Here is an 18,751-nt window from a genome sequence, read left to right as displayed (position 1 = left end):
GGCCCTTTCTAGCGACGTTATCGTGATTCCGGCTGTGGGGTGAGTAGCGCCTGTAAATCCGTGGGAATGGGCATGAGCTGCTCGGCTTTGACGTTGGCCCCACCAGTATTACCCGTGGGTACCCGTCCCACCAGCGAGCCCAGAAAACCCAACACAATGCGGGGCAGCTGGCCCAGGATTTCGCGTCCGTTGCGTGTGCGCAGGCCGTGCCAGAGCATGAGCAGGTGCACCTGCGTATGGGACACGGCCCAGCGCTGCCCGAGCACGTGGGCCCGCTCCAGGTGCTGAAACGCGCCGGCCGCATCCTGCCGGGCATAGGCGGTTCGAGCCGCTTGCAGTTCCTGGTAGAAATATGGCCGTAGCGCGGAAGGCAGAAGCAGGGTTTGCATGGTACCTGAAAGTACGGGTTACGTAATAATAAATCGCATTAGATAGGAAACAGGCGCTGGAATTATCTAGTCCTACTGCGGACCGGCTCATCCAACAGCGGGCAAGAATTTCTTGCTGACAACTCGAGCCCGCAACCCAAACCCAAGGGCTGCGGCGTAGGTACCCTTACCACTGTGTACTCTTCATCATGATGCGTTGTCTTTGCGGATTACTATTGCTGATTGGGCTAGGCTCCAGCGGTGCGCAGGCGCAACTGCTCAGGGACAGCACGCAAGTCAGCGCAGACCGATTGCTCGACTATTCCTTTGCCAACGATGCGTTTCTGCGGACTGACTACTATTACACCCAAGGCATGACGCTACTGCTGGTAAGCCCGGCGCTGCAACACTCTCCGGTGAACCGTATTCTGGGGCCGGTGCCGGCCGGCAGCACCCTGCATCATGGCATTCGCCTGCACTACGACGGTTTTACGCCCCTGCGCATTCAAGACCCCTTCATCCGGGTTGGAGACCGACCCTACGCCTCCTACATCTACGCCGACCTGCTGCGCGTGGCCACCCACACCAGCCGCCACCTGCGGGTAACCACGGCCCTGAACGTGGGCATTTTGGGGCCAGCGGCCGGAGCCAAAGGCTTCCAGACCAAGTTTCACGAACTGCTGGGTGCTCCCACACCGCGTGGCTGGGATTATCAGGTGCAAACCGACGTAGTGCTGGGCTACGAAGCCCAGGTGGAAAAGCAGCTGCTGGCCCTGGGGCGAGTGGCCGAACTTAATGGTTCGGCCTCGGCCTCGCTGGGGACGCTGCAAACCTACGCGGCCGCGGGCACCACCCTGCGGGTGGGCTGGCGCCAACTTACTTTTGAGGGGCTTGGCGTCGCGGGCCGGGCAGCCCGTCGCCCGCACGGGCGGGTGCAGGCCTACGGGCAGGCGCAGGTGGAAGGCCGCTTGGTAGGCTACAACGCCACCCTGCAGGGTGGGCTCTTCAACCGCCGCAATCCTTACGTGCTGCCGGCGTCGGCTGTGAGCCGGGCGGTGGCGCAGAGTACCGGCACGTTGGGACTGGGCTACGCAGGCGTGCGGGTAGAAACGGCTCTGACGTGGATTTCACCGGAATTCACGGGCTCCCGAACCCATCGGTGGACTACCATTAACATCCGCGTAGCTTTTTAAAGCTAGTTGGGCGCAGGGTTCTGCGGCAAGTATCTCTACGACGACAGGCCACCCATCATTGCGCTCGCTGCCTGCTCGTCCAGATACGGGGAGGTGTAGCCAGCGTCCGACTTGTAAATGAACAGCGCGGCGCCATTCTGCAGCGAGTCAATGATCGGCTCGTAGAGGTCCAGGGGCAGGGCCGGGCAACCCTGGCTGCGGCCGAGCCGCCCGGTTTGCTGAATGATGGCCTGACTCACGTAGGAGGCCCCATGCACCACGATTGCTCGGGCCGCCGCGTTGGAGTTAAATCCTGCATCCAGGCCGTTCAGGCGCAGCGAGCGGCCATGTTTGCCCACGTAGGTGCTGCCGGTAACGTAGAAGCCCAGGCTGCTCATATGGCTGTTATTCGTGTTGGAAAACCGCGTGGCCTCCCGCTGGCCCGAGTTGTTGCCGTGCGCCACCAACGTGCGAAACAGCACCTGGTTGTTGGCCAGGTCCAGTACCCAGAGTCGCTTTTCGGTGGAGGGCAGGTCGAAGTCAATCACGGCCAGACGTTGCGGTTCCGCGGGTGCTTTGCCCTGCCGGCGCAGGTTCAGGTAGCCGGTCAGGGCCTGCTCGAACAACTCGTACCGTAGACCTTGTTGCTGCGCTCCCAAGGCAGCGTATTGCCGCCGCACCTGCGCATCGAATGCCGGCACGTGGCCGGGAGTAGCCGGGGGCGAGGGGACTTCAAACGGAGCGCTAACCGGCAATGAAACGGTAGACGGACGGGAAGTCGTTACGGCGGGAGTACTAGGCGCGGAGCAAGAGGTTGCCAGCCATAGCGCCGTCAGAATGGAGAAGATAACCGCGCCCCTTTGGCCTACTAGGAGCAGGCAACGGAAGCTAATGCTGTTTTTCATGGCAGGGAAAATGAGAACAGGGAGCATTATCCAAAAAACACACCAGCTTTTTTTAGCCTCTATGCGGAATTGTTGCGTTCTTTTGCCTGGTCTCTTCCTGCGCCCCCCCACAGCCTCTATAACCCCACATCCCCGTTCGTGTGACCAAGCCCTCTCCGGAAAAATCCCCCATTCAGCTCTTTGATTTGCTGCTAGACATGCTGTTAAGCGACGAGATGCCTGAAACCGAAGTAGCACGGCGGCTCAAGCCCTACATCCAAGCCTCACGCAAAGAGCCCGAACGGCTGGGCCGCCGGTTTCTCATCACCCAAGGATCTTATTTTACGCTGACGGCCACCTTCGAGAAGCCCTCATTTGGCCTCTATCAAGTGACGGCCCGCCTCAATTCCCAGGCGTTTGCTCAGATAAAGACATACGCACTGGCACTGCCCAAAGAGTTTGCCACCGGAGCAGTGTGAAAAAATGAATGGCTAGGGCTCGCGCCAAAACTGACGCTGAAAAGAGGGGCCGCTAGGAAAAACATCGTTGCGGCCCGGTTTCTGGGGATACTGCCGCGCCAGAAGTTTATTGTGTTGACTAGGGGGTAAACCTGGTGCGTCACATCAAATAAATGCGGCCGGATTGCCCCACCTGGTGTACAGTCCTCTTTTCCAGACTATGTTCGCCAAGTCGCATTTCGGTTGACCTGATCAGCGTAGCACCAGCACGGCGGTCAGGCCGGCCGCCCCACTTTGGTAATAGGGCAATACTAGGGCCCGGTCTTGCAGTCCTTTCACCAACACACGTTGCACAAGCGGGTATAACCAATATGCCAGTTCGGTAGACGCCATGCCCACGCCTGCTCCAGCCAATACATCAGAAAGCCAGTGGTTACCTTTTATCAGGCGCAGCGCGGCCACGGTAGTAGCCACCGAGTAGCCGCCTGCCCGGTACCAGCCGCTGTTTTCCCCGTATTCGCGGTCAAGAAACCGAGCTGCGGAGAAGGCGGCGCTGGTATGCTGGCTGGGAAACGAGCTAAAATCGCCGTTGCCCCCCGGGCGCTCCACGCGGGTCAGGTTTTTCAGGTTGCTGGTCAGCGTGTTGTTGATAGTATAGGTTAGGGCAAACAGCAAGGCCTGATTAACGGTGCTGTGCTTGCCTTTGACCCCGACCAAACTCAGGCCCAGCGCCGCCGCAGCTGGTGCGTGACGCAACTGGTCGTCAATCGTAGTGCGAATCGCCGGCATATGCTCGCTCAATTCTTCGCGCAGCTCCTCATCGGAATTGACTACTGCGATTCGGTGTGTCGTTAGCACCCCGGCGCTGAGCAGCAGTGTGGGTACCAGCACCCGGCACCCGGCGGGTTGCCGCGCCCAATTGGCAGCACGGCGTAGCAGCGCCGGTCGAATCGGGGTCGGCAACGAGTCGGCCATCACCGGCGGTGAGGCAGGATAGGAAATTTGCGCTGCCGCCGCTAACGGAGTGATCAGCAGCACACCGGTTAAGCGGGCCAAGGATAGCAAAGGAACAGTCAGCATCGGGTGACAGAGGTGGATACCGAAAGATAATCCATCTAAAAGAATCAAGACCTATTGGCTGTAAAGCTGACCCAATAGAACCAAGACCCCTACCAGCAAGTAGATGCCCATGCGTTGAAGTTTCTGCGCTGGTTTATGATGTTCACACATACTGTCTGAACAAGCGGTTAGGCCTTTGCGTTTCATGGTTCCTGCAATCTAGGGGTGGGACACAAATTCCGCCAGCCTACTTGGACTGAGAAGGCTGAGTAGGTTGGACGCTAGCGCGTCGTATCTGTCGCCTGTTGCCAGGCTTTAACAGCCTGCCACTCCTGCTGCTGGGCCGCCTGCCATTGCTTGGCCAGATCTTTTTGCTTGACTTCACGGCCGTAGCGCAGCTGGGTTCCCGCCAGCAACAGCCCGCTTTGGTAATACAGGCCCAGAAATGCGGCGAATTCCTGGTCTGGACTGTTGTTCTTAACCGGGGTAGCAAGGGTGCGCCGAACTCGCTGCAGGACTTGCTGTAAGGCGCGGGCCCGAGTGGGGGAAGTGGACCGGAAGTCAGCTCCGGGGCTGTGCTGGTCTAAGTCGAGCTTGCCAAGCTGCGCCAGGTTACGCTGGCTACGGTGGCGCAGGGTATCGGCTACTAAGCGCAGCTGCGGGTCTTTTCCCTGCCGGAGTTGCGCTTGCGCTAAGTCCAATCCACTGTGGTGGTAGAGCTCCAGCAAGTGAGTGAAGATGTGGTCGGGGTTCTCCACGGGGCTATTATCCAGCACGCCCTCGCGCAGGGTGGCAATAATGCGGCGCGGGGTAGTGGGGTCACTCGGGGCATCGGCGTGCGTGAGTGGTTCGCGTGCATCACCATGCGCCGGGGGCAAAACCGGCGCGGGCTTCGTGGCCTGGGGCACTGGTTTAGAATCGCAGCCACTCAGAGAAAGTAGAACAAGAACAATACAAAAAGTAAGTAAGCGGGAGCTATAGCGCATAGTGCAAGTACAGAGGGGGCCCACAAAAAAGCTGATGGTAGCCAGATAAGCCAAAAAAGCCCGCCTTGAAAAAGGCGGGCTTTATGTAGCTGATCTACTGACCAGATCCCGGTTGCTCGTGAGCGTGCAGGGGTTCGTTGTGGCCATGTTCGTGGGAGTGGTGAAGAGCCGCTTCCTCGGCGTGCTTCTGGGCGTGGGAAGCAAACCCGTAGGCAGTATAGCCGTGGTGAGCAGCTTTTTCGTGGTCGCCTTTTTTCAGGTGCTCGGCCGCTGCCCGGTGGTTTTGCAGCGCGTGCTGGAAGTAATGCGCGGCCTTTTCGTGGGCCTCGATGATTTTCTGGTGCTCTTCAGGGTGGTCAGCCATTTGTAGTGGGGTTGAGAGGTAGAAGAATAGAAACGGGAATGCGCAGGATAGGTTGGCCGCTGCCGGCCCCAAGTCCCGACCCGAGGAGTACCTAATGATATTGGCTGATCGACTAAATCAGTACAATACCCCATCCACGGGCTGCTTGGGCGCCGGCAGCTCGGTTTCGCCCAGCATCTGGCGCAGGTCGATTTCGATGCTGCGGCACAGGGCCGTCATGGGCACGTCGTTCATGCGGTTCTCGAACGGGTCTTCGCTGATGTGGCCCACCAGCTCAATGGTGACAAACACCCAGGAGACGAGCACTGAGAAGGGCACCGTGAGCCAGTAATGGCCGTGGCCCAGCTTCTCAAACTCCCCCTGAATGCCTAAGGGCAGCAGCGCGATAAACAGCCAGACGAACACCACGCTGGAAAAGGCGTACTGGCGCGGGAAGGGCGTGTTTTTGATGCGCTCGGTGCCCCCCTGCAGGTTGGTCAGCTCGCGCAGGTCTTCGACCAGGGTGCGGCGCTGCAGGTTGTCGAACAAGCCCTCAGCGTCCTGTAGGGCCTGGCTTTGGCGCAGCAGCAGCTGAGCGGGCGGGTTCACCGTCGTGCGCAGTAAGTCGGATTCGGCCGGGTCCAGAAAGGGGGCTACATCCTCGTCCCAGCGCTGGGGCTGGCGGCGCAGGTGCAGGCGCAGAGCATTCACCCAGGCCAACTGCCGGTACACCAGCTGCCGTTGGCAACTCACTTGCGCGGGCGTAAGGGCACTGCGGGCGGGCTGCGTGTTAGCCAGCACCAGCATGGCCCAGTTGCGGCTGCGGTTCACAATGCCGCCCCACAGCTGCCGGGCCTCCGAGAAGCGGTTATAGGAGCTGCTGTTTTTGAAGCCGACGTAGAACGAGACGGCCACGCCCAGAATGCTCACCAACTGCCAGGGAATGTCCAGCCAGGTCATGCCCAGCGGGCCGTGCAGAATGGCCAGCGTTAAATCATAAACCAAAAATATTAACAAGTCCTTCCAGGAGTAACTCCAGATAACGCGCCAGTGGATGTGCTTTTGAACGTACATGCAAGCCTAAAATGGGTAGGTAAAGTGTTGGGGGGGGCCGTGCCAAGGTGCCGGTGAGTAGGCAGCCTACAAGATGCCGGCCAGCAGGTTAATGGTCAGCGCCACGATGCTGGTGTTGAAGGCGAAGGCCAGCAGGCCGTGCAGCATGACCAGGCGCCGCATACGAGTGGAAGACACATCCACGTCAGCGGTCTGGGCGGTGCAGCCCACTACAAATGAGAAATAAGCAAAGTCCCAGTACGAGGCCGGCGGTGCCCCCGGAAAGTCCAGCCCGCCCAGGTTGTCGGGCGGGTCGGTGCTGGTATCCTCGCTGAAGTATACGTGGGCGTAGCGCAGCGCGAACACGGAATGCACCAGCAGCCAGGCTCCCACCACGGCTCCGGCCGAGAGCAGCACATGGTAGGCCACCTCGCGCGGGCTCAGGTTGGGCAGGTTGCTCAGCAGCAGTACTACCGCCCCTAGGGAGGCGGCACTGCCCACCAGCACCGCCACGAAAGCCCACGTCCGGCCAGGGTCTTGGCGGTTCGCTGTCCGGCGGATATGAGCCGCGTCGGCGCGGTGGGTACCGGCCCAGAGCAGAAACAGGATGCACAAACAGAATAAGTCCCAGGCTGCCACCAGCCGCGTGGTCGGCAGCAGGCTGCCGGGCAGCAGCGCCCAGCCCAGGGCGGCCGCAGCGGTGGCCGCCAGCAGGCGTTGGCGGGCCGTGAGGTTGAGCAGGTGGTGTGGGGAAAAGAACCGGGAAAGCGGCATAGTCCAGAGAAGTGGCGGCCGCAGAGACCGGCGGTAGAAAATCGATTTAGTAATTGATGTGCACGCCGTAGCTCTCGTCCACCAGCACATCCTTCCACTGGGCAATGAGGCGTTGGTAAGCCCGGCCCACGGGCCGCTGCTTACGGTCTAGGTCGTAGAGGCCCAGCGGGTTCACGCGGCCGTTGTTTTCGCGCAGGGCCGTGTCCCAGTCCACCTGATCGAGCAGGGAATACCAGGTGAAGCCCACCAGCGGGATGCCGTCCTGCTTGAGGCGGTAGGCATTGGCCCACTGCCGCCAGAGCCAGTTCACCGAGTCGGGCTCCCACAGGTTGGTTTCGGTGTGCATGATGGGCATGCGGTAGCGGTCGTAGTACTGCTTGGCAATGACGTAGTAGCCGAATACGTCGCCGGCCGGGTAGGTGCTGCCGTCGGCGCGCACCATGCGCTCGTTGGTGCGGTAGTAGTCCGTGCCCATGATGCACCGGGCCTTGATGTTCTGCTCCCCGAACCAGAGGTACTCGTCGCGGGTCATGCCGTTTTGCAGCAGGTACTCGTACATGACCACGCTCACCGGGTAGCCGTAGGTCAGGTCTAGGCTCAGGAAGCGCTTTTGGTTCAGAAAGTCGGTCAGGGGCCGCGCGGCCGGCGTTTCGGGGTGAAAGTACTCGGCCGACTCGCTTTGGATGAAGGTGGCCCCCGGCTGCACAGCCAGAATGGCCTGCATGGCCAGCACGTTGGCGCGGCACACGTGCTTGAGGGCCGTCACAAAGGCCAGGTCGCTGGCCAGGCACTCGTTCCACCAGCCGTACTGGGCCGAAAACATGACCGTGACGAAGATTTCGTTGATGGGCGTGTAGAACTGCAAGTCCGGGAAGCGCGCGGCGAAGGCCCCGGCGTAGGCGGCGAAATGCTCCGGGAAGTCCGGATTCTGGAAGTTTCCCAGCCAGTCGGGTAAACCGAAGTGCAGCAGATCTACCAGGGGCGTGATGCCCAGCTCTTTCAGATGGGCAAACGTCTCGTCGGTAAAGGCCCAGTCGTACTGGTTCGGTCCCAGATGTACGCGGTAGTACTGCGGGCCGTAGCGTAGGAACTCGATGCCCATCTCCTTGACCAAAGCAAAGTCCTCGCGCCAGCGCTCGTAATGGCCGGTTTTGGCCAGCTCGTCCACCCGGTGGGTGGTGCCGTCGGGGAGCTTGATGGTGGGGTAGCTGTTTTCGATGCCGGTGGCAAACATGAACGCACTCATAGGCGGAAGAATAAGGGAAAGGAAGAGGAAAGCGCGGCCAAGCGGCCGTTACAGGATGCTGAGCCGGCCACCGTCCACGACCAGCGTGGTGCCGTTGATGTAGTGGGCCTCGGCCGAGGCCAGGTAGCAGATAGCGCCGGCAATGTCTGCGGGGTGACCCACTTCGCCCTCAATCTTTTCCTTGCCGCTTTTCACGTTGGGGTTGTTCCAGAGCATGGGCGTGTCCACGGCGCCGGGGGCCACGCAGGTGGTGCGCACGTGGCTAGCAGGGTACTCCTGGCTCATGCCCCGGGTGAAGGCTTCCATCGCACCTTTGCTGGCCGCGTAGGGAATGACGTTGGCCGTCGTCTCCTGCGCATGCACCGAACTAATGTTGACAATGGCCCCGCCCTGCATGTGGGGCAGGCACAGCTTGCTGAGCAGAAAAACAGCCCGCAGGTTTACAGCCATAACCAAGTCCCACTCCGCTACCGCTAGCTCTACTATCGGTTTAAAAGTCATCACGGCCGCGTTGTTCACCAGCACGTCCACCCGCCCGTAGGTGGCCACCACCGTTTGCACAGCGGCCTCAATCTCGGCCACCAAGCCTAAATCGGCCTGCACGGCCAAGGCCCGCCCGCCGGCTTGTTCAATCAGGACTACGGTTTCAGCGGCCGTGGCGGCGTCCCGGTCCAGGACTGCCACGGTGCCGCCTTCGGCGGCCAGCTGCTGGCACGCGGCGCGCCCGATGCCGGAGCCGCCCCCGGTAACGAGGCATATTTTGTTGGTAAAGCGCATCATGTTACAGTTTAGCAGGAGGTAGATGGGTGGAAGACCACGACTGCACTCGCCGCAGATAGTGGAGCTGGTCGTGGTGCAAGCGGTGGGCCAGGGCAATCAGGGACGGGTCGCTGCCGTGGGCAATGGCTTCCTGCACCAGCCGCAAGCCGGTGCGCAGCTGGATTGATAGGGCCGCCGCAAACTCGATGTCCGGGTCTGCGCTTGCCGCGTGGGTACTATAGACCGCCGAGTCCAAGGCAGCCTGCACGTCCCGGTTAAATTCCTGGTAGTGCCGAGTATGTTCTTCGGATTCCTGGTTGTGGGTGCGCACCGCGAGTCGGCCCAAATTCTGGCTTTCCCGCTGCCACGCCCGGCGGAGTGTATCGGCCAGGGCCCGCAAGACTGGGGCTCGTCCAGTAGCCAGCTCTGCGGCCGCCAACTGGCGGGCTCCGCGCAGGTGCTCCAGCAGCAGGGAAGCTATGTCGTGGTCGACGTTGCCCGTGCGCGCCACCGAGCGCAGCCGCTGTTGCGCCTGCTGCCCCGTAGGTGGGGCAAGTAGACCACCAGACTGTTCTGGAGCCTGCTGGTGCGTATCGGCCGTGTGTGCCGGGATGTCCTGCACCGATTCGCGGCAGGCCCCTAGCAGTAACAGCACCACCAAACCGACAACAGAACGGAGTAGCATAGAAGGGCCAATACGCCCGCCGACCGGCACAGCACCGGTCGTCATTGCGGGACAGTCACAAGAAAAGAACTAATTCAGCGTAGTGCGCACAATGTTGCTGTGTCCTTCGTACGTGTCCTGTTGGGTGAAGTGCTGGACTTGGTATTCGAGCGTGGTACCGGTCGGAAATTCTTCCGTGTCCACAAAAGGCGAGCGGGCGTTGGTCGCCACCTGCTGCCAGTCGTCGCCAGCGGCCCCTTGCCGGCGGTAGACATGGACTTTTTCCAGCATTTCTTTCGAAAAGGCAATGTGTCGGCCTTCCGGCACCAGGGTGAGTTCAATGAGGAGCTTGTGCGAATTCATACGAGGCAAGGAAACAGGGCGCTACACGAGCATGCCCAGGATAAGAAACACCAGAAAACCGAGGAAAAACGCGGAGGTGAGCCAGGGCGACTCCGGCTCCTCGTGAGCCTCGGTCAGCAGCTCTTCGGTCACCAGAAACAGCAGCGCGGCCAGCCCGAAGGAAAGTACCAGCTCCATGACGTTGTCCGAAGCCCCTTTCAGTACTGTGATGCCTACGCCGGCTCCCAGCACCAATAACACTGAAAGCGCCGCCACGATGCCGACCGCGCGGGCTTTGGTCTGCCCGTCCTGGCGCAGCTCTACGGCCGTGGCTAGGCCCAGTGACAGCACCTCGATGGTGAGGGCAATGCCCAGCAGCAAGCCTTCCTTGGCCCCGGCTGCAAAGCCAATGCCCAGCAGCAGCCCGTCGATGAGAATGTCAATGCCCACCCCGGTAAGCAGCCCCATGGGCAGCGTGGCGGCGCCGGGCGCCTCGTCCGGCGCGGTCTGCGAGGCCCACAGTACCCCGGGAGGTAGGGCTGGGGTAGGCAAAGACTTTTCCTTCTCGGCGGCCTTGCGCGTGAAGGAGCGCAGGGCCAGCATCACCGCGACCCCAATGGCGAAGCCCAGCCCGACTTCCAGCGGCCGGTGGCGGGCCACAATGTCGGGCAGTAGCTCCACGGCAACTACGGAAAATACCACCCCGGCGGCAAAGTGCAGGATGGCACTGCGAATGGCCGCGCCCGGCGGGCGGATAATGGCCATGACAGCCCCGGCCACCATGACGGCGGCGGGCACCAGCGCGTAGAGCAGTACCTGAGTCCAGGCGAGCGTTACGGGTGGCGCAACGGAGAGAAGTAGTGTCATGAGGAGACTAGTTACATGTTCAGAGCGCCAATGCCGGCCGCGTTGAGGCAGGCTTCCTTGAAGGCTTCGGCGTAGGTGGGGTGCGCGTGCGACATCAGGCCCACATCTTCGGCCGCGCCGCGGAAGTGCATGATACCCACGGCCTCGGCGATGATGTCGGCAATCCGTGCCCCAATCATGTGCACGCCCAGAATCTCATCGGTTTGCGCGTCGGTGAGCACCTTCACCAACCCCTCCGTATCGGCCCCAGCCACGGCCCGGCCGGAAGCGGAATAGGGGAAGGAGCCCACCTTGTAGGCTTTGCCCTGCTCCTTGAGCTGCTCTTCGGTGTAGCCCACGCTGGCCACTTCCGGCCAGGTATAGACCACGCCGGGGATGAGCAGGTAGTTGACTTCCGGTGTCTTACCGGCAATGAGCTCAGCCACGTACACGCCTTCGTCGCTGGCTTTGTGCGCCAGCATGGCCCCACGTACCACGTCGCCGATGGCCCAGATACCGGGCGCGGTGGTTTGCAGATCCTCGTTGACTTTGACGCGGCCCTTTTCGTCCAGCTCTACGCCGGCCGCGGCCAGGTTCAGCCCTTCGGTATAAGGCCGGCGGCCCACCGATACCAGGCAATAGTCCCCTTCCAGCTTGAGTTCGGCCGAGGGCCCGCCCTGGGCCGTGAGGGTTACCGTGTCACCGGCTCGCTCTACGGCCGTGACCTTGTGGGAGAGGTAAAACTCCAGGCCCTGCTTTTTCAGGCTGCGCAGCAACTCCTTGCCCAGGGTGCGGTCCATGGTCGGAATGATGGCGTCGGTGTACTCCACCACCGATACCTTGCTGCCCAAGCGGGCATACACTGAGCCCAACTCCAGGCCAATCACGCCGCCGCCCACGATAATCACGTGCTTGGGCAGCTCGCGCAGGGCCAGCGCCTCGGTGCTGGTGATGATGCGCTCCTTGTCCAACGTGATAAAGGGCAGGGTGCTGGGCTTGGAGCCGGTGGCAATGATGATGTTTTTGGCCGTGAGCTGCTGCTCTTCCCCACTGCCTCCGTCGCTGGGTGCCACCCGCAGGGTGGTAGCATCGACAAAGGACGCTACTCCGTGAAGGACGTCCACCTTGTTTTTCTTCATCAGGAACACCACCCCGTCACACACCTTCTTCACCACCTGGTCCTTGCGCGCCATCATGCGGGGCAAATCGGCGCGCAGATTGTCAGCATCGATGCCGTGCTCGGCAAACTGGTGGGTGGCTTTCTGGTAGAGCTCAGTGGATTCGAGCACGGCTTTGCTGGGAATGCAGCCCACGTTGAGGCAGGTGCCGCCCAGAGTGGAGTATTTCTCGATGATGGCCGTTTTCAGGCCCAGCTGGCCGCAGCGCACGGCGGCAATGTAGCCGCCGGGACCGGAGCCAATGATGATAACGTCGTAGGAAGTGGGTGCGGCCATGGGTAGGGGGTAATTTGGTGGTGAGTGGTGAAGTAAAAGGGCAATGCCTGGCGGCAACGGAGCCGTCGGACCGGGAGCATAGGTGGTGAATTACGCTTTTTCTGCCAGGCGCCGGTCATAGGGCGGGTATTCACCCGGTTCGGCACTTTCGCTGCCCGCGCAGTACATAGGGCATTCATAGCGCAGGGTCGAAGCATTAGTATTGCCGGCCTTGCGGGCGCGCCAGTCTATGAGCTGCTGGATTTCTGCTTGCTGGGCGGTGATTATTCTTTGGGCCATCGCCCGGAGTTTGGCATCGCGGCCATGGGCCAGCTCAGCCTGGGCCATATCTACAGCGCTCTGGTGATGCACCCTCATCAAGCCGTTGAAGTCCAGGTCAGCATCGTTGACCACCGGAGGCATGTTCTTCATCATTCCCTCCATTGAGGCCTTGAGCTGGGCCGTGAACGGGTCGGCGGGGTCTTGCGGCCGGTAATTGGCCGAGGCAGCACGGAGGCGGTTAGCGCTTTGTTCCAGTTCCTCAATTTCCTGCTGCTGGGCAGCCTTGATGGCCGTGGCAAGCTGGCGCATGACAGCATCTTTCCCATCCCGCAGCTCCATATCGGCCATCACCACGGCCCCCCGGTGATGGGCCAGCATCATTTGGGCAAAGTCGTGGTCGGTGTTGCCGGTGGTCGCCACGGCGTCCATGCGCCCCATCATGTCGTTCATGGCCGTCAGCTGGGGCGAGTTGACGACCATGTTGGAGTGGCTCATGCCGGCGTGGGCTTTAGTGGCCGTGCTGGCGGAATTGTCCGCGTTGCAGCTGACCAGTAGCTGGGCGGTCAGGCAGGCCCTTGCAAAGAAGGAGAAGGCGGGTTTCATGGCAGTTTGGTGGTGAGGTAATGCCAGGTAAGGGCGAGGCGGCCAATCCTCCTACAAATGGGTTTCGTGCTTGGCAAAGTCTCCGCGCTCCACCTGAACGGTGGCGTGCTGGACGGGGTGCTTGGTGGTGACGTATTCGTGGGCGCGGGCCAGTACATCCTCGTGCCGGGCCTCGTCGGTGAGCACCACGTGGACGCTCAAGGCATTCACACCCGAGGTGAGCACCCAGGCATGCAGGTCGTGGACGGCCGCTACGCCGGGCACCTGCAACAGGCCCTGGCGCAGCGTCTCCAGGTTCACGTCGGCCGGGGTGCCTTCCAGCAGCACGTTCACCGACTCCTTAAGAAGGGCCCAGGTGCGGGGCAGAATGAACAGGCCGATACCGGCCGAAAGCAGCGGGTCGGCGTAGTACCATTGCGTGGTGATCATAATAGCGCCCGCAATTAGCACGCCTACAGATGTGAGCAAGTCACTGAGCACCTCGAAATAGGCGCCCTTCATATTCAGGCTTTCGCCTGAGCTTTTGCGCAGCAGGTACACGCCGTACAGGTTCACGAGCATACCCACGCCGGCCACCCACATCATGGTAGTGCTTTCCACCTTAGGCGGGTTCAGAAACCGGAAATAGGCTTCGTAGAGAATGTAGAGCGAAATCAGAATCAGCACCACCGCGTTGGTGAGAGCGGCCAGAATCTCGAAGCGGTAATACCCGTAGGTGCGCTCAGGCGTTGCTGGCTTCTCGCCGAAGCGAATAGCGAGCAGGGCCAGCCCCACGCCAGCCACGTCGGTGAGCATATGGCCGGCATCAGCCAGCAGGGCTAAGCTACCAGTACACCAGCCGCCTATCACTTCGGCTATCAGATAGGCCAGCGTCGTGAAAAAGACAATGGTCAGAGCGCGCTTGTTGCGCGAAGCAGCGCTGCCGCTCATGCCGTGGGCCCCGCTCACGACAGATTTCCGTTGTGGTGGTGGGGGCCTTCGCGCAGCTCGCTGGGCATGCGCTCAACCACCGACAGGGTTTCTTTGGTCGGCGAGTTGCCGGGGCCGGCTGGCAACGTGCCGCCCGTGCCGGGCGTGGCGTAGTCCATGCGCTGAATGCGCACGGCGTTGAGAATGGCCAGCAGGGCCACGCCCACGTCGGCAAACACGGCTTCCCACATCGTGGCCAGACCGCCGGCGCCGAGGGCCAGCACGATGCCCTTCACGATAAAGGCCAGCCAGATGTTCTGCCACACCACGCGGTGCGTGGCGCGGGCTATGCGGCGGGCGGTGGCAATCTTGCTGGGGTGGTCGGTTTGAATGACCACGTCAGCCGTTTCGATGGTGGCGTCCGATCCCAGCCCGCCCATGGCAATGCCCACGTCGGCCAGCGCCACCACGGGGGCATCATTGACGCCGTCGCCCACGAAGGCCAGCTTGCGGCCCGCATCCTTGTACTGCTGTACGTAGCGGGCCTTGTCTTCGGGCAGCAACCCGCCGTGGGCCTCGTCAATGCCGAGCTCCTTGGCCACGCGCTGCACGATGCTGTCCTTGTCGCCGGAGAGCATCACGATTTTGGTGATGCCGTCGGCGCGCAGCTCCTGCACGGTGCGGGCGGCGTCCTCCTTGGGCGCATCGGCCACGGTCAGGTAGCCGGCGTATTGGCCATCCACGGCCGCCACCACGATGCTGTCCAGGATTTGGTCGACTTCGGCCGGGTAGGCCACGTTGAACTTGGTGAGCAGCTTGGTGTTGCCGGCCAGCACGTCGCGGCCGTCCACCTTGCCGCGCAGGCCGTGGCCGCTAATTTCCTCGACGTTGTCCACCGGCACTCCCTGGGCGGCGGCGCCCACGTGGAGCACCACGGCTTTGGCAATGGGGTGGGTGGATTTGGTTTCCAGCGCCCCGACCAGCCGCAGCAGCTGCGCGGCCTCCAGGCCCGGCGCGGGCTGCACCTGCTGCACGGCAAATACGCCCTGCGTCATGGTACCGGTCTTATCCATCACCACGGTATCGAGTTCGCGCATGACGTCGAGAAAGTTGGAGCCCTTGAAGAGGATGCCCGCTTTCGAGGCCGCGCCGATGCCGCCGAAGTAGCCCAGCGGGATGCTGATGACCAGCGCGCAGGGGCAGGAAATGACCAGGAATACCAGGGCTCGGTAGAGCCAGGTGCGGAACACGTAGTCGTCAACCACGAAGTAGGGCACCGCCACCAGCAGCACGGCCAGCAGGACGACGATAGGCGTGTAGACCTTGGCAAACTTGGTGATGAACTGCTGGGTTTTGGCCTTGCGGCCCACCGCGTCCTGCACCATGGCCAGAATCTTGGCCAGCTTGGTGTCCTTGTAATTGGCCGTCACGGCCACCTGAATCAGGTTTTCCAGGTTGACCATGCCCGCCAGCACCGGCTCGCCGGTTTGCTTGGTTTGGGGCACCGACTCGCCAGTGAGGGCAGACGTGTTAAAGGAGGCCGGGCCTTTGCTGAGCGTACCGTCGAGCGCCACCTTCTCGCCGGGCTTTACCTCAATGGTATCGCCGACCACCACTTCCTTGGGGTCGAGCACCACGGTCTGCCCGTTGCGGAGGACGGTGACCTCGGTGGCCTGGATTTCCAGCAGGGCCTTGATGCTGCGCTTAGCCCGGTTCACGGCCGCGTCCTGAAACAGCTCGCCCACAGTATAGAACAGCATCACGGCCACCCCTTCCGGGTACTCGCCGATGGCAAATGCGCCGAGCGTGGCGATGCTCATGAGTAGGAACTCGTTGAAAATGTTCCCGCTGGGAATGCTCTGCACCGCCGAGCGGATGACTTTCCAGCCCACCAGCAAAAAGGCGACGCCGTACCAGGCCAGACGCACGTAGCCCGTAAAGAAGCCCACCTGGTAGTAGTCCAGCGCGATGCCCGAGAGCAGCAGCGCCAGGCTCACGCCGGGCCAGAGGTAGGGATTGTCGCCCGCCGGGCCGTGGTCGTGGTCGTCGCCGCTGCCGTGGTCGTGGCCGGCGTGCTCGTCGGTTCCTTTTCCGCCCAGATCCACCACCTTCTTACCCGCCAGGTGGTTATGGCCCGTGTGATCGTGTTCAGCGTGGTCGTGGCCGGGCACGTCGTGGCCCTCGGGCTCGGCAGCCGCTTCGGGCGTGAGCTGGTCGCGGCTGATGGCGCCCACGTTTTCGAGCTTGACCTGCTTGGCCGTGTTGAGCTCTTCGTCGGTGTTGGGGGAGGTTGGGTCAGGCATTGGAAAAGAGATAGTAACGTGAAAGAAGTAGGCAGGCGCAGCCCTGGGCTACCAGTCTACGAAAAAGCCGGCCACGCCCACCAGCACGAGTACCGCCCCGGTGAAGCGGCGCTCGTGGCGGGCCAGGCCCGTCAGGTTTAGGCGGCGCAGGCCGGTGTGGGCCACGGCGACCAGCGTGCTCATGGCCCCCACGGACACCACCAGATAGGTGCCCATGACCAGGGCCAGAGCCAGCGGACCGCGCGTGCCGGCGGTGAGAAAAAACGTCTGAATTTCCAGGCAGGGGGCCAGAAACATCGTCGCCGCCAGCCCCAGCACTACCCGGCCCCGCGGCCGTACGGGTACGGGTTCCGGGTCGGGATGGGTATGGCCCGCCCCGGAAAAGGCGTAGAGTAGGCCGATAACTACTAGCAGGGCCGGGGCCGCGACGCCGGCAAACTGCGAGAAGGCCGCCGACAGGCGCCAGCCCAGCAGGCCCAGCCCCAGGCCCAGCAGCACCGTGCTCAGCACGTGGGCCAGGCCGGCCACCAGCGTCACGCCCACTGCCCGCCGCAGGGGCCAGCGCTCAGCCCGCGCCACGGCCAGTACCGGCGCCCAGTGGTTGGGAATCGCGGCGTGGAGCAGGCTGAGCAGTAAGGCACCGGTGAGCAGTTGAAGCATGGGCAGTGATTACGGGCGGGGCCAGAAAAGTACCACGGCAATGCCCAGCAGGATAATGGTCCCACCAAACACATCATACCGGTCGGGCCGGAAACCGTCGAAGTAGGCGGCCCAGGCAATGGACATGACAATGAAAACGGCCCCGTACACGGCGTAGGTTTTGCCAAACGAAGTCGGCTGCCAGGTGGCTACCCAGCCGTAGAGGGCCAGCAACAGCGCTCCCAGCAGCCCCGTCCACCCCGGTCGCCCAAACTTGAGCCACTGCCACATCAGGTAGCCGCCCCCGATTTCGCAGAGGCCCGCCAAAAAGAATACGGCTAGTGGTTTCAGGAAGAGCATACAGATGGGGATAACGCGACAGCAGCCTTGGGAAAAGCTATTCTTCCTCTTCGGCGTTTTTTAGCTTGGCCAGCAGGGAATACGCGCCTTCGGTAACAATGGCGGCACTTGCCGCCGTCTCCCCTTCCGGCAGCGTAACTTGGGTGTAGCCGTTTTCGCTCACACCGGTTTCCACGGCCACCATGCGGTAGCTGGTTTCGCCCTTCGCCGTGGGCTTGCCGGCGGCCACGAAAATGTAGTCTTTGCCCCCAAACTGCACCAGGGCCTTGTCAGGCAGCGCCGGCACGGTAGCCGAATTGGTTTCGATGACGGCCCGCACGTAGGTGCCGGGCAGGCGGCTGGCGTCCTCGTGGCGCAGGTGGGCGTACACGCGCACGGTGCGGTCTTCGCCCACCGTGCGGCCGATAAGGTAGATTTTGGCCTGGTGGTCGGCCCCGGCCGAGTCATTGGCCAGGGTGTAGCGCACCACCTGCCCGTTGCGCAGCTGGGGCGCGTCCTTCTCAAACACGTTGAGCACCACATCCAGGTGGCCGGGGTCGATGATTTCAAACAGCACGTCGGTCGCCGTCACGCTCTGGCCGGCGCTGGCATTCACCGTTTTCAGGAAGCCGCCGCGCGGGGCCTTCACCGGGGCTGTGGTCGTGAGCTTGCCGCCCACGGGCAGGCCGGCCAGACGCAGGCGCGCAGCCTGGGCCGCCACCTGGGCCTGCAGAGCCCGGTACTCGGCGCGGGCCCGCTGGTAGTTTTTCTGCGGGGCCACTTCCTGCCGGTAGAGCTCTTCCTGCCGCGCATACTCGGATCGGGCATATTCGAGCTGGCTGCTTGTTTCCAGATACTTCTGCTGCAAGTCCAGAAACTCGGGGTTGCGGATGGTGGCCAGCACCTGCCCGGCCCGTACCTGCGAGCCCTGCAGCAGGGTGGTGCGCTCCACAATGCCGCCGAGCAGGGCGCTGACGGTCACCGCGTTTTCGGGCGGCGCGTCCAGCGTACCGTTGACCTTGATCCCGCCGCTAAGCACCCGGTCCTGCACCTTGCCCAGGCGGATGCCGGCCGTGCGCTGCTCTTCGGGCGAAAGGGTGGTTTCGGTGGGCTCCGCTTCGGCCGTCTCTTCTGCGCCTTCGACCGCCGCACCGGCGGGAGCTTCGGTAGAGGCCTGCGGAGCCGCGCCTTCTTTCTTATCGGTGCCGCAGCTGGCCAGGGCCAGGCTAAACAGCGCCAGAAATGCAATATTCTTCATGGAGGAAATTCAGGAAATCAAGAAAAAAAGA

Annotated in this window: 21 protein-coding genes; 2 read left to right on the top strand and 19 right to left on the bottom strand. The window is 62.2% G+C overall.

The window, feature by feature from the left end; translation table 11 throughout:
* Window positions 1-17: 17 nt before the first annotated feature.
* The gene (locus LGH74_RS23615; protein WP_226180430.1) at window positions 18-389 is read right to left on the bottom strand and encodes a DUF3703 domain-containing protein; all 372 of its coding nucleotides are present in this window, start codon (window positions 387-389) and stop codon (window positions 18-20) included.
* A gap of 188 nt (window positions 390-577) precedes the next feature.
* On the opposite strand from LGH74_RS23615, the gene LGH74_RS23610 reads away from it, so the two are divergent.
* The gene (locus LGH74_RS23610) at window positions 578-1,561 is read left to right on the top strand and encodes a lipid A deacylase LpxR family protein (protein ID WP_348533006.1); all 984 of its coding nucleotides are present in this window, start codon (window positions 578-580) and stop codon (window positions 1,559-1,561) included.
* Window positions 1,562-1,596: 35 nt separating this feature from the next.
* Here LGH74_RS23610 and LGH74_RS23605 read toward each other — a convergent pair whose 3' ends face one another.
* Window positions 1,597-2,445 carry a murein L,D-transpeptidase catalytic domain family protein gene (locus LGH74_RS23605; RefSeq protein WP_226180426.1) on the bottom strand — a complete coding sequence of 283 codons (849 nt, stop codon included), beginning with the start codon at window positions 2,443-2,445 and terminating at the stop codon, window positions 1,597-1,599.
* Window positions 2,446-2,585: 140 nt separating this feature from the next.
* Between LGH74_RS23605 and LGH74_RS23600 the strand changes: the two genes are divergently transcribed.
* Complete coding sequence (locus LGH74_RS23600; protein WP_226180424.1) at window positions 2,586-2,903, top strand: hypothetical protein; 318 nt, start codon at window positions 2,586-2,588, stop codon at window positions 2,901-2,903.
* Between the two features lie 231 nt (window positions 2,904-3,134).
* On the opposite strand, the gene LGH74_RS23595 is transcribed toward LGH74_RS23600, so the two are convergent.
* The 17 genes from LGH74_RS23595 to LGH74_RS23515 form a co-directional block, all read right to left on the bottom strand.
* Window positions 3,135-3,920 (bottom strand): phosphatase PAP2 family protein, encoded by a 786-nt coding sequence (locus LGH74_RS23595; protein ID WP_226180422.1) that lies wholly within the window; start codon window positions 3,918-3,920, stop codon window positions 3,135-3,137.
* A gap of 302 nt (window positions 3,921-4,222) precedes the next feature.
* Window positions 4,223-4,849 carry a DUF305 domain-containing protein gene (locus tag LGH74_RS23590; RefSeq protein ID WP_226180420.1) on the bottom strand — a complete coding sequence of 209 codons (627 nt, stop codon included), beginning with the start codon at window positions 4,847-4,849 and terminating at the stop codon, window positions 4,223-4,225.
* A gap of 172 nt (window positions 4,850-5,021) precedes the next feature.
* Window positions 5,022-5,291 carry a hypothetical protein gene (locus LGH74_RS23585; protein ID WP_226180418.1) on the bottom strand — a complete coding sequence of 90 codons (270 nt, stop codon included), beginning with the start codon at window positions 5,289-5,291 and terminating at the stop codon, window positions 5,022-5,024.
* 117 nt (window positions 5,292-5,408) lie between these two features.
* A complete protein-coding gene (locus tag LGH74_RS23580) occupies window positions 5,409-6,344 on the bottom strand; it encodes a bestrophin family protein (RefSeq protein WP_226180416.1) in 936 nt (311 codons plus the stop codon).
* 66 nt (window positions 6,345-6,410) lie between these two features.
* Window positions 6,411-7,097 (bottom strand): DUF1345 domain-containing protein, encoded by a 687-nt coding sequence (locus tag LGH74_RS23575; protein ID WP_226180414.1) that lies wholly within the window; start codon window positions 7,095-7,097, stop codon window positions 6,411-6,413.
* A 46-nt stretch (window positions 7,098-7,143) separates the two neighbouring features.
* Window positions 7,144-8,343, bottom strand: coding sequence for a family 1 glycosylhydrolase (locus LGH74_RS23570; protein WP_226180412.1), 1,200 nt, complete (start codon window positions 8,341-8,343; stop codon window positions 7,144-7,146).
* A gap of 48 nt (window positions 8,344-8,391) precedes the next feature.
* On the bottom strand, window positions 8,392-9,123 hold the full coding sequence (locus LGH74_RS23565) for an SDR family NAD(P)-dependent oxidoreductase (protein ID WP_226180410.1): 732 nt from the start codon (window positions 9,121-9,123) through the stop codon (window positions 8,392-8,394).
* Between the two features lies 1 nt (window position 9,124).
* Window positions 9,125-9,787 carry a DUF305 domain-containing protein gene (locus LGH74_RS23560; RefSeq protein ID WP_226180408.1) on the bottom strand — a complete coding sequence of 221 codons (663 nt, stop codon included), beginning with the start codon at window positions 9,785-9,787 and terminating at the stop codon, window positions 9,125-9,127.
* A 69-nt stretch (window positions 9,788-9,856) separates the two neighbouring features.
* Window positions 9,857-10,129, bottom strand: coding sequence for a hypothetical protein (locus tag LGH74_RS23555; RefSeq protein ID WP_226180406.1), 273 nt, complete (start codon window positions 10,127-10,129; stop codon window positions 9,857-9,859).
* 21 nt (window positions 10,130-10,150) lie between these two features.
* A complete protein-coding gene (locus LGH74_RS23550) occupies window positions 10,151-10,975 on the bottom strand; it encodes a ZIP family metal transporter (protein ID WP_226180404.1) in 825 nt (274 codons plus the stop codon).
* A gap of 11 nt (window positions 10,976-10,986) precedes the next feature.
* Complete coding sequence (lpdA, locus tag LGH74_RS23545) at window positions 10,987-12,408, bottom strand: dihydrolipoyl dehydrogenase (RefSeq protein WP_226180402.1); 1,422 nt, start codon at window positions 12,406-12,408, stop codon at window positions 10,987-10,989.
* Between the two features lie 90 nt (window positions 12,409-12,498).
* Window positions 12,499-13,272, bottom strand: a complete 774-nt coding sequence (locus LGH74_RS23540) for a DUF305 domain-containing protein (protein ID WP_226180400.1) — start codon at window positions 13,270-13,272, stop codon at window positions 12,499-12,501.
* A gap of 51 nt (window positions 13,273-13,323) precedes the next feature.
* Window positions 13,324-14,220: a cation diffusion facilitator family transporter gene (locus tag LGH74_RS23535; RefSeq protein WP_226180398.1), complete on the bottom strand. Its 897-nt coding sequence runs from the start codon at window positions 14,218-14,220 to the stop codon at window positions 13,324-13,326.
* Window positions 14,217-16,484 (bottom strand): heavy metal translocating P-type ATPase, encoded by a 2,268-nt coding sequence (locus LGH74_RS23530; protein ID WP_226180396.1) that lies wholly within the window; start codon window positions 16,482-16,484, stop codon window positions 14,217-14,219. The genes LGH74_RS23535 and LGH74_RS23530 overlap by 4 nt, the downstream gene beginning before the upstream one ends.
* 48 nt (window positions 16,485-16,532) lie before the next feature.
* Complete coding sequence (locus tag LGH74_RS23525) at window positions 16,533-17,144, bottom strand: hypothetical protein (protein WP_226180394.1); 612 nt, start codon at window positions 17,142-17,144, stop codon at window positions 16,533-16,535.
* 9 nt (window positions 17,145-17,153) lie between these two features.
* Entirely contained in the window at window positions 17,154-17,483 is a 330-nt protein-coding gene (locus tag LGH74_RS23520; protein ID WP_226180392.1) for a YnfA family protein, read from the bottom strand.
* A 37-nt stretch (window positions 17,484-17,520) separates the two neighbouring features.
* Window positions 17,521-18,720, bottom strand: coding sequence for an efflux RND transporter periplasmic adaptor subunit (locus tag LGH74_RS23515; RefSeq protein ID WP_226180390.1), 1,200 nt, complete (start codon window positions 18,718-18,720; stop codon window positions 17,521-17,523).
* Window positions 18,721-18,751: the final 31 nt, after the last annotated feature.

Source organism: Hymenobacter lucidus (genome assembly GCF_020447265.1).
Taxonomy (GTDB): domain Bacteria; phylum Bacteroidota; class Bacteroidia; order Cytophagales; family Hymenobacteraceae; genus Hymenobacter; species Hymenobacter lucidus.
This window is presented reverse-complemented; position numbering and strand designations above follow the sequence as displayed.